The organism is Campylobacter concisus (assembly GCF_002914195.1).
Taxonomy (GTDB): Bacteria; Campylobacterota; Campylobacteria; order Campylobacterales; family Campylobacteraceae; genus Campylobacter_A; species Campylobacter_A concisus_M.
On the sequence record NZ_PPAU01000113.1, the window covers coordinates 138596 to 146927 of the forward strand.

Annotated in this window: 11 protein-coding genes; 6 read left to right on the forward strand and 5 right to left on the reverse strand. The window is 38.2% G+C overall.

Annotated features, from left to right (window positions below):
* The 3 genes from CYP28_RS08265 (at nucleotide 1) to CYP28_RS08275 (ending at nucleotide 2168) form a co-directional block, all read left to right on the forward strand.
* Nucleotides 1-681, forward strand: a complete 681-nt coding sequence (locus CYP28_RS08265) for a response regulator transcription factor (RefSeq protein ID WP_021090255.1) — start codon at nucleotides 1-3, stop codon at nucleotides 679-681.
* Nucleotides 682-771: 90 nt separating this feature from the next.
* A complete protein-coding gene (locus CYP28_RS08270; RefSeq protein WP_103593821.1) occupies nucleotides 772-1341 on the forward strand; it encodes a hypothetical protein in 570 nt (189 codons plus the stop codon).
* Between the two features lie 92 nt (nucleotides 1342-1433).
* A complete protein-coding gene (locus tag CYP28_RS08275; protein ID WP_103576290.1) occupies nucleotides 1434-2168 on the forward strand; it encodes a hydroxymethylpyrimidine/phosphomethylpyrimidine kinase in 735 nt (244 codons plus the stop codon).
* Between the two features lie 3 nt (nucleotides 2169-2171).
* On the opposite strand, the gene CYP28_RS08280 is transcribed toward CYP28_RS08275, so the two are convergent.
* From CYP28_RS08280 to purM, 3 genes are read right to left on the reverse strand one after another with little or no spacing between them, the layout of a single operon-like run.
* The gene (locus tag CYP28_RS08280) at nucleotides 2172-2594 is read right to left on the reverse strand and encodes an RDD family protein (protein ID WP_103593822.1); all 423 of its coding nucleotides are present in this window, start codon (nucleotides 2592-2594) and stop codon (nucleotides 2172-2174) included.
* 1 nt (nucleotide 2595) lies between these two features.
* Nucleotides 2596-2853, reverse strand: a complete 258-nt coding sequence (locus CYP28_RS08285; protein ID WP_103593823.1) for a hypothetical protein — start codon at nucleotides 2851-2853, stop codon at nucleotides 2596-2598.
* Entirely contained in the window at nucleotides 2853-3836 is a 984-nt protein-coding gene (gene purM / locus CYP28_RS08290) for a phosphoribosylformylglycinamidine cyclo-ligase (RefSeq protein WP_103593824.1), read from the reverse strand. The genes CYP28_RS08285 and purM overlap by 1 nt, the downstream gene beginning before the upstream one ends.
* Before the next feature lie 80 nt (nucleotides 3837-3916).
* Here purM and coaE point away from each other — a divergent pair, with 80 nt between their 5' ends.
* The gene (gene coaE, locus CYP28_RS08295; RefSeq protein ID WP_103593825.1) at nucleotides 3917-4513 is read left to right on the forward strand and encodes a dephospho-CoA kinase; all 597 of its coding nucleotides are present in this window, start codon (nucleotides 3917-3919) and stop codon (nucleotides 4511-4513) included.
* Nucleotides 4514-4562: 49 nt separating this feature from the next.
* Nucleotides 4563-5306: a diaminopimelate epimerase gene (gene dapF, locus CYP28_RS08300; RefSeq protein WP_103593826.1), complete on the forward strand. Its 744-nt coding sequence runs from the start codon at nucleotides 4563-4565 to the stop codon at nucleotides 5304-5306.
* A 235-nt stretch (nucleotides 5307-5541) separates the two neighbouring features.
* Here the strand turns inward: dapF and rplT are convergent, their stop codons facing one another.
* On the reverse strand, nucleotides 5542-5898 hold the full coding sequence (rplT, locus tag CYP28_RS08305; RefSeq protein ID WP_004317321.1) for a 50S ribosomal protein L20: 357 nt from the start codon (nucleotides 5896-5898) through the stop codon (nucleotides 5542-5544).
* A gap of 99 nt (nucleotides 5899-5997) precedes the next feature.
* Nucleotides 5998-6189 carry a 50S ribosomal protein L35 gene (rpmI, locus tag CYP28_RS08310; protein WP_012000969.1) on the reverse strand — a complete coding sequence of 64 codons (192 nt, stop codon included), beginning with the start codon at nucleotides 6187-6189 and terminating at the stop codon, nucleotides 5998-6000.
* A gap of 201 nt (nucleotides 6190-6390) precedes the next feature.
* On the opposite strand from rpmI, the gene CYP28_RS08315 reads away from it, so the two are divergent.
* Nucleotides 6391-7887, forward strand: coding sequence for a C69 family dipeptidase (locus tag CYP28_RS08315; protein ID WP_103593827.1), 1497 nt, complete (start codon nucleotides 6391-6393; stop codon nucleotides 7885-7887).
* Nucleotides 7888-8332 lie beyond the last annotated feature (445 nt).

The following is an 8332-nucleotide window of genomic DNA, read 5'->3' on the forward strand; positions in this document are numbered from 1 at the left end:
ATGCAAGAAGTCTTAGAAATTTTAAAAAAGACGTCCGTCTTGGTAGTCGAAGATGACGATATGGCAAGAGAGCTTATTATTAGTGGGCTTAAACCTTATTGCGAACAGGTAATTGGTGCCTGCAATGGACAAGATGGTGTGGAGAAATTTAAAAAGCAAGGTTTTGATATCGTGATGAGCGATATTCACATGCCAGTGCTTAATGGCTTTGAGATGATGAATGAGATGAAGCGTACAAAACCGCACCAAAAATTTATAGTCTTTACCTCTTATGATAGCGATGAAAATTTGATAAAAAGCATGGAAGAAGGGGCGATGCTTTTTTTAAAAAAGCCTATTGATATGAAGGATCTTAGAGCAATGCTTATTAGTTTAAGTTTTGAACGAGATGAAAAGCTAGTTTATTTAAGCGATGAGGTGAGTATAAATTTAAAAAGAGAGAAAATTTATAAAAACGGCATTGAAATTTATCTTAGCTTTTTGCAAAATAAGATATTTTGGCTCTTTGCTTATAATCTAAATAAGCTAGTTACTTATGAGATGATAGAAGAATTTGTCTATGAAAGCGATGTTAGCAAGGCGGCCATCCAAAATGTGATACTTCGTCTAAAGCGTGAGCTTGGTGTGAAATTTAAAAATATCAGCGAGAGTGGATATATTTTAATCACAAAATCTGAATGATTTGGAATTATCGCCACCTTGTACCATAGTACAATATACAAAAGTAATTAAATATACTAAAATACTGACAAATAAAAATAAGGAATAAAGATGGCAGCAGTAGCTGGTATAGTTAAAAGCGTTTCATCTGATGTTATAGCGATAGACCAAAATGATCATGTAAGAGTTTTAGACGTAAATGATAAAGTATATATCGGAGAGGCTATAAAGGGCGAGAGCGAAAGTTCAAGCATTACAATCACTGCAAATGATGGACAAGATATATCAATAAACGGATACGATACTCTTTGGCTAGATAGTAGTGTGGTAAGCGATGATGTTGGTGAGTCTAGTATAGATACTGACGCATTGTTTAAAGCGCTTCTTGGCAATGATTATGTATCGATTTTAGATCATATAAATGAAAAAGTAGATGATATCCTTAGTGCAACAAGTTTAGAGCAAGAAGAGCTAAATGATGAGGCTAGCGTAAATATTAGTTTTAATGAAATAGATCCAAATTTAGCAAATGAGCATGGATTAAGAGAAGATGATCTTTTAGCTAAAATGAATGAACATAAAGAGAGCGATAAGCAGATAGATCCTAGCTTTGAGCATACAAATCTTAATGCAACTACGATATATATAGATATCGATAACGACTTAAATAAACTTTCATAAATTTGAGCTTTTTGCTCAAATTTCTTCTGTTTTAAAAAACTCAAATTTATCTAATATCCTCTATAATAAGCCAAAAATTTCAAAGGAAAACGATGAAAAAAATTCTAATCATCGCAGGCTCTTGTAATAGTGGCACAGCTGGGCTTCAAGCAGATATAAAAACATGTGCTAGGCTTAATTGTTATAGTGCAACAGCGGTAACTTCTTTGGTCGCTGAGACTACGGATGCCGTAAAAAGTGTGGTTTGCTTAGAGCCTAGTTTTGTCAAAGATCAGCTAAATACGCTTGCGGAAGAATTTAGCTTTGATGCGATTAAGATAGGCATGTTATTTAGTGAGGAGATCATGGAGGTGGTGCGTGAGTTTTTACTAACTCAAAATACCAAAGTAGTGCTTGATCCAGTTTGCGTCTCAAAAAGCGGACACAAGCTTATAAAAGATAGTGCGGTGGCAAAGCTAAAAGAACTAATGAGTTTAGCTACGGTAACTACTCCAAATTTAGATGAGGCAAATGTGCTTTTTGGCGATGATTATAAAGATTTGCCTTGTGACGTCATCGTAAAAAAACATATCAGCGAAGATAGCAGTATAGACACACTTTATAAAAAAGATGGTTCGCTAAGAAATTTTAAGACCCCACTTGTTAATCCGCTTGTAATGAGTGGAACTGGTTGTAGCTTTTCAACTGCACTTGCTTGCTTTTTAGCAAAGGGCAAGAGCTTAGAGGAGTCCATACAACTTTCAAAAGAGTATATTTGCTCTATCATAAAAGAGAGCATAGATACAAAACTTGGTAAAAATCGCCTACTTTGGCATGGAGCGAAGTAAAATTTACCCCTCTGATCTTTGCACGGCAGCTGAGTGAGTGATGACGTCGTGCAGATTTAGTTTATCTTTTCTAAAGAAACAAAGGCAAAGTCCAAGTATGCTAAAGCCAGCAAAGGCAAAGCAAATTTGGCGCAAGATGGTGTGAAAAAAGCTTAGTTTTCTGCCAGTTTTTAGGTTTATTAGATAAATTTCTTGTGCTTTATAGCCTGGAGTTTGTGCTTTTATGCTAAAAAAAAGGCACATTATAAGTGAGATCAGGCTATTTGTACCAAAAATGGCAATTTGGTTATGTAAAAATGCCTCTTTGCCATCAAGCACAAGATATGTTGTCGCATAAAATATCGGCATACCGATGATAAAAAGATCGATGATAAAGGCCTTTACTCTAGCCCAAATAGGTGCGATTTTTGCCTTTTGTTTTGCCAAGTCAATTTCCTGTATTTATGTAGATACGGCTAAATTTCTCCCAGTCATATAGATAGACTAGGTTGTCACTCTCGCCATTATCATGTGTGATGCAGAGCATAGTAGAGGCACGTGAGACCTTGCACCAGTGATTATAGAGATCAAGTTTTTTGATATCACTTTCTAGTACACCAAAACAGCCTATATATTCATAAATACTAAGACCAAAAAAGCTCTTATTTTCGGTCTTTAGCAGGCGTTTTTTGCTATTTTCTTGCATTAAACTAGCTCTACGCCTTTGCCATTTACAACTTCACCGATCACGTAGCCATCGCTACTAGCTAGGACAGCATCAACGTTGTCTTTAGGCACAACTAATATCATGCCAACGCCCATGTTAAAGGTTCTCATCATCTCGCTATCTTCTACTTTTTGAGCGATGATTTTAAAAATTTCAGGCGTTTTTATAACGCTTTTTTGCACCTTCGCACCAAGTCCAGTAGGAAAGACGCGAGGTAAGTTTTCAACTATGCCACCACCGGTGATGTGAGCCATTGCCGTAATCTTATCTTTTAATCTTAAAAAGTCGCTCACGTAAATTCTAGTTGGCTCAAGAAGTACGTCGATGAGCTTTTTATCGCCTACTTTTTCATCAAATTTTAGTCCAAGCTCGCTAACTACTTTTCTTGCAAGAGAAAAGCCATTTGAGTGCAGGCCGCTACTTGGAAGTGCGACTAAAACGTCACCAGATTTTACAAATTTGCTCCTATCGATCTCATCAGCCTCAGCGATACCAACGGCAAATCCAGCAAGATCGAAGTCGCCTTTTTCATACATCGATGGCATCTCCGCTGTCTCGCCGCCGATAAGTGCGCATTGCGCCTTTTTGCAGCCATTTGCGATGCTTTTTACCACCTCTTTGGCACTCTCTATCTCAAGCTTTGCAGTCGCGTAGTAATCAAGGAAAAAGAGTGGTGTGGCGAAGTTGCAGATGAGATCATTTACGCACATTGCGACTAGATCCTCGCCCACACCGTCAAATTTCTTGGCGTCGATAGCTAGGCGAAGCTTTGTGCCAACGCCATCAGTCGCTCCCAAAATGGCTGGATTTTTATACCCGCTTGGTAGTCTGACCGCTCCTGAAAATGACCCAATGCCGCCTATAACGTTTGGTGTTTGTGTAGATTTTACGAAAGGCTTTATCGCCTCAACAAAGCTATTTCCAGCATCTATATCCACTCCAGCATCTTTATAGCTTATCATCTTTGCCCTTTTTTGTAATTTTTTAAAACTTTAGCCAAAAGTTGCTAAAATTGTCATCAATTTTCAAAAATGGAGCGAGTTTGCAGAAATTTCCAAACGCTTATGTCATCACAGGCTCTATTGCTAGCGGTAAAAGCACAGCTATAAATTTGCTAAAAAAACGAGGCTTTAGTGTGATTGATGCGGACGTGATCGCTCATGAGCAGCTTGAAATTTGCAAATGTGAGATAGTGGAATTTTTTGGCGAGCAAATTTTAGATGAGACCGGCAAGATAGAGCGCAAAAAACTAGGTGCCATTGTCTTTAATGATCCAAAAAAATTAAAAATTTTAGAGCAAATTTTGCATCCAAAAATAAAGGGAGAAATTTTATCTCGCACTGCAAAGCTTGAGTGCTTGGAGCAGGTTTATTTTGTCGATATCCCTTTATTTTTTGAAAAGCAGGATCGCTACGCCGAGTTTAAAAATGTAGCTGTAATCTACGCACCACAAGAGCTTTTGCTAAGCCGCCTAATGAGCCGAAACGGTCTAAAATTAGAAGAAGCAAAAGCTAGAGTAGAGCTTCAGATGGATATCGAGCAAAAGCGAAAAAAAGCAAATTTCATTATAGATAACAGCAGTGATAAAGAAAATTTAGAGCAAGAACTAGAGAAATTTCTAAGGCAAATTTGTGGCTGAGTTTATATAAATTTGGCAAAAATAAGTAGAGTAATTTTAAAGGAAAATAATGCAAGTTTCAAAGTACAACGCTAGTGGCAACGATTTTGTAATATTTCATACATTTTTGAATAAAGATAGAAGCGAACTAGCAAGGCAAATTTGCAGCCGGACAAACGGCGTGGGAGCTGATGGACTTATCGTGCTTTTGCCTTACGAAAAGGGCGTGAAATGGGAGTTTTACAACAGCGATGGAAGCTACGCTGCGATGTGTGGCAATGGCTCGCGCGCGGCTGCTAGATATGCCTATCTAAATGGTCTTGTTAGTTCAAACGAATTTGTCTTGCTAACTGGTAGCGGCGAGGTTGTGGCAAGTGTTAAAAATGAGTGCGTCGAGGTTGTGCTAACAAGTCCAAAAATTTTAAGCGAGCCACTAAATGAAGGCGGCAAAACTTGGTATTTTTACGATACAGGCGTGCCTCACCTCGTAAATTTCACACAAAATTTAGAGGAATTTGACGTCAAAGAGTGCAGGGCGCTTCGTCAAAAATACAATGCAAATGTAAATTTAGCCAAATTTGAGGATGGAATTTTAAAGGTGAGAACCTACGAAAGGGGCGTGGAGGACGAGACACTAGCTTGTGGCACTGGCATGGCGGCTTGCTTTTACGGCGCTACTTTAAATTTAAACGCAGCGCAATGCCTAAAAGTCTATCCAAAAAGCGGCGAGGAGCTTGGACTTAGGCTAGAAAACGGCAAAATCTTATTTAGCGGAGCGGTGAAACACTGCTTTGATACGAGTGTCGAAATTTAGCTATTTAGAGCGAGTTTTATACTTACTCTTGGCTAGTTTGGCTAGTAATGGTAAGTAAATTTTTCAAATTCATATTACTAAATTTGTACCTAGCTGATGAAGTAAAATTTTATAGTGCCATTAATTTAAAATTTGAATACAAAATAAATAAGTTAAAATCTCGAAAAATAAATTTTAATAAAAATTTGATAGTAATTTAAAAAAAGAAGATCTCCGCCGAAGCGGAGAAAAGGTGTTATTTCAAAGCATCTTTTGCTTGTTTTGCAAGTGCCGCAAATGCCTTCGCGTCATTCATAGCTAGATCAGCTAAAATTTTTCTATCAAGTTCGATCTTAGCTTTGTTTAAGCCATTGATAAATCTTGAATAGCTAATGTCGTTTAGTCTGCAAGCTGCGTTGATACGAACAATCCATAAACGTCTGAAATCACGTTTTTTCTGGCGTCTGTCGCGGTATGCGTAAACTAAACTTCTCTCTAGTTGCTCTTTAGCTTTTCTAAAGTGTTTGTGTCTAGCACTGAAAAAGCCACGTGCTAGCTTTAAAACTTTCTTATGGCGTCTTCTTCTAACTACGCCTGTTTTTACTCTTGCCATATTTATCCTTTTACAAATTGGCGCTCACGAAGTGAGTCTTGCCCCTAAATTTGGGGGAGTTTGAATGACCTTTTGTCAAAAACTTAAATCTACAGCTGCTTATACGCCGAGCATTTTGCGAACGGCTGGGACATTTGTGCTGTCCACGTATTGTGGGCCACGAAGGTCTCTCATACGCTTACTAGGTTTTTTTGTTAAGATGTGGCTTCTAAAAGCAGAGCCTCTTTTTATCTTATTTTTACCTACTTTAAAGCGCTTAGCAGCACCGCGAACGGTTTTCATCTTTGGCATGCTAATCCTTTTTGAAATTTTATACGCAAGTGCGTAAGATTTGGATTATAGCGAAAAATCCTTTAGAAAATTTAAATTTCACTTAGACAAAATTTGCGATAAATTTACATTTAACTTAAAAAAGTTTTAAAATTTAGAATTAAATTATTAAATTTGAAATATAATCACATATAAGAAATTTATTTTACTAAAGGAGTAAAAATGAAAGGGAAAATTCTCGCATCAATCGTTGCTATGAGTGCGATCTTGGGCACAAGTAGCTTGGCATGCACTACCATTTTAGTAGGAGATAAAGCTTCAAATGATGGCTCCATGCTAGTCGCCAGGAGCGCAGACAGTAAGGCTGTAAAGGCACAAGTCTTTTTAATCCATCCAGCAAAGAAAAACCAAACTGGCATGCACAGCTCAAAGGCACATGACGGCGCAAATGACTTTACATATCCGCTCCCAAAAGATAGTATGAGATATACAACTGTTGCAAATTCGCACACAAAACTTCACGGAGCAGTTGGCTACAACGAGGCTGGCGTTGGACTAAGTGGCACTGAGACTATTTACGCAAAAGACGAGCTTTTAAAGATCGATCCATATAACGAAGAGAGCGGCATCACCGAAGATGACATCCCAGACGTGCTTTTGTCACGTATGAAGAGTGCAAAAGAGGGCGTTAAGCTTCTTGGCGAGATAGTGGAGACTAAGGGCGCTGGTGAGGGCTTTGGCGTGGTATTTATCGACGCAAATGAGCTTTGGTACTTTGAAACTGGCACAGGCCACAAATGGATCGCTTCAAAGATCCCGCAAGATGAGTACTTCGTCACTGCAAACCAAGGTAGACTTCAAAACTATAAAGAGAATGATCCAAATTTCATGGGAGCAAAAGATGTGATCAAATTTGCAATCGATAACAAGACTTATGACCCTGCAAAAGATGGCGAATTTAACTTTACAAAGGCCTATACAAGGGACGATGAGAGGGATGTGACTTATAACTACCCACGCGTTTGCTGGGTGCAAAGTATGTTTAACCCAAGTCTAAAACAAGATTTTGCCGATGGTCAGAAATTCCCAGTATTTTTAAAACCAGAGAAAAAACTAAGTGTCGAAGACCTAAAAGCTGCGATGAGAGCTCACTACGACGGCACTGCGTTTGATAACTATGCTAGCAAAGATGAAGATAAGAAAAATGTCTACCGCGCAATAAGCGTCTTTAGAACATACGAGTCTCACGTCATGCAGGTGCGCCCATGGCTACCAAAAGAGATTGGTCGCGTAACTTACGTCGCTCTTGGCATGGCCGATCTTAGCGTTTATTTGCCGTATTACGAGGGGCTTGATGGCTTTATAAAAGGCTACTCAGATGGCTCATACGACGCTGATGATACTTCTATATACTGGGTTTATAGAAAGCTTCAAACCCTTGTGATGACTGACTATGAGAAGTATTCGCCAGTGGTTAAAGAGGCATACGCTAAATTTGAAAAAGAGTTGGCGGTAAAACAGGCTAAATTTGAAGATGAATACGTAAAACTTTACAAAAAAGATAAGAAAAAAGCGGACAAACTCTTAAATGAATTTAGCCAAAAGACTATGCAAGAGGCTAAGGATTTAACCCAGGAGCTTACAAACAAGGTTTTTACTATGCTTACAGCTGATATGGACGCTAAGCTAAAATCCCTAAATAAAGGCAAAAAAGACTAAAAACTCTGGGCGTGAAATTTAGTAGCGCCCAAACTTTAAACAAAAATTTGGCAAAGAGCGTTTATAATGCCGGACAAAAATTCACTACAAAGGAAAAACGCTGATGCCTTGTCCCATGCGTAAAGCTCATTAATCTCGGCAAAAAACATATCAGCGATTTTCAAAAAACACGCAAATTTTTAAATGATTTTACATTTTTTCACATTGAGATAAATCCGTTTTTGCTAGCAGGTCCGCTGCATTGTAACTGCATCTTTAATAGCAAAGCTAAGCAATGCCTAAAATTTGGCAAGGATCTTTTTAGCAGGGTTTTTTATAAATTTTACTTTAGTTTAAGAAGAAGCGGGTGTCATCCACCGTGTTTGAGGTGATTAAATTTATTGTTTGAGCCGTGATAGTGAAAATTTGGCTTTTGGTGGCAGAAGGGGTTTCTACTTACGAAGCG

Bases quoted from the DNA above. Each gene is read 5' to 3' on its own strand.
- CYP28_RS08275 (WP_103576290.1), top strand. From the start codon at position 1,434: ATGAAAAAAATTCTAATCATCGCAGGCTCTTGTAATAGTGGCACAGCT.
- rpmI (WP_012000969.1), bottom strand. From the start codon at position 6,189: ATGCCAAAGATGAAAACCGTTCGCGGTGCTGCTAAGCGCTTTAAAGTA.
- dapF (WP_103593826.1), top strand. From the start codon at position 4,563: ATGCAAGTTTCAAAGTACAACGCTAGTGGCAACGATTTTGTAATATTT.
- CYP28_RS08285 (WP_103593823.1), bottom strand. From the start codon at position 2,853: ATGCAAGAAAATAGCAAAAAACGCCTGCTAAAGACCGAAAATAAGAGC.
- CYP28_RS08270 (WP_103593821.1), top strand. From the start codon at position 772: ATGGCAGCAGTAGCTGGTATAGTTAAAAGCGTTTCATCTGATGTTATA.
- CYP28_RS08265 (WP_021090255.1), top strand. From the start codon at position 1: ATGCAAGAAGTCTTAGAAATTTTAAAAAAGACGTCCGTCTTGGTAGTC.
- purM (WP_103593824.1), bottom strand. From the start codon at position 3,836: ATGATAAGCTATAAAGATGCTGGAGTGGATATAGATGCTGGAAATAGC.
- CYP28_RS08315 (WP_103593827.1), top strand. From the start codon at position 6,391: ATGAAAGGGAAAATTCTCGCATCAATCGTTGCTATGAGTGCGATCTTG.
- rplT (WP_004317321.1), bottom strand. From the start codon at position 5,898: ATGGCAAGAGTAAAAACAGGCGTAGTTAGAAGAAGACGCCATAAGAAA.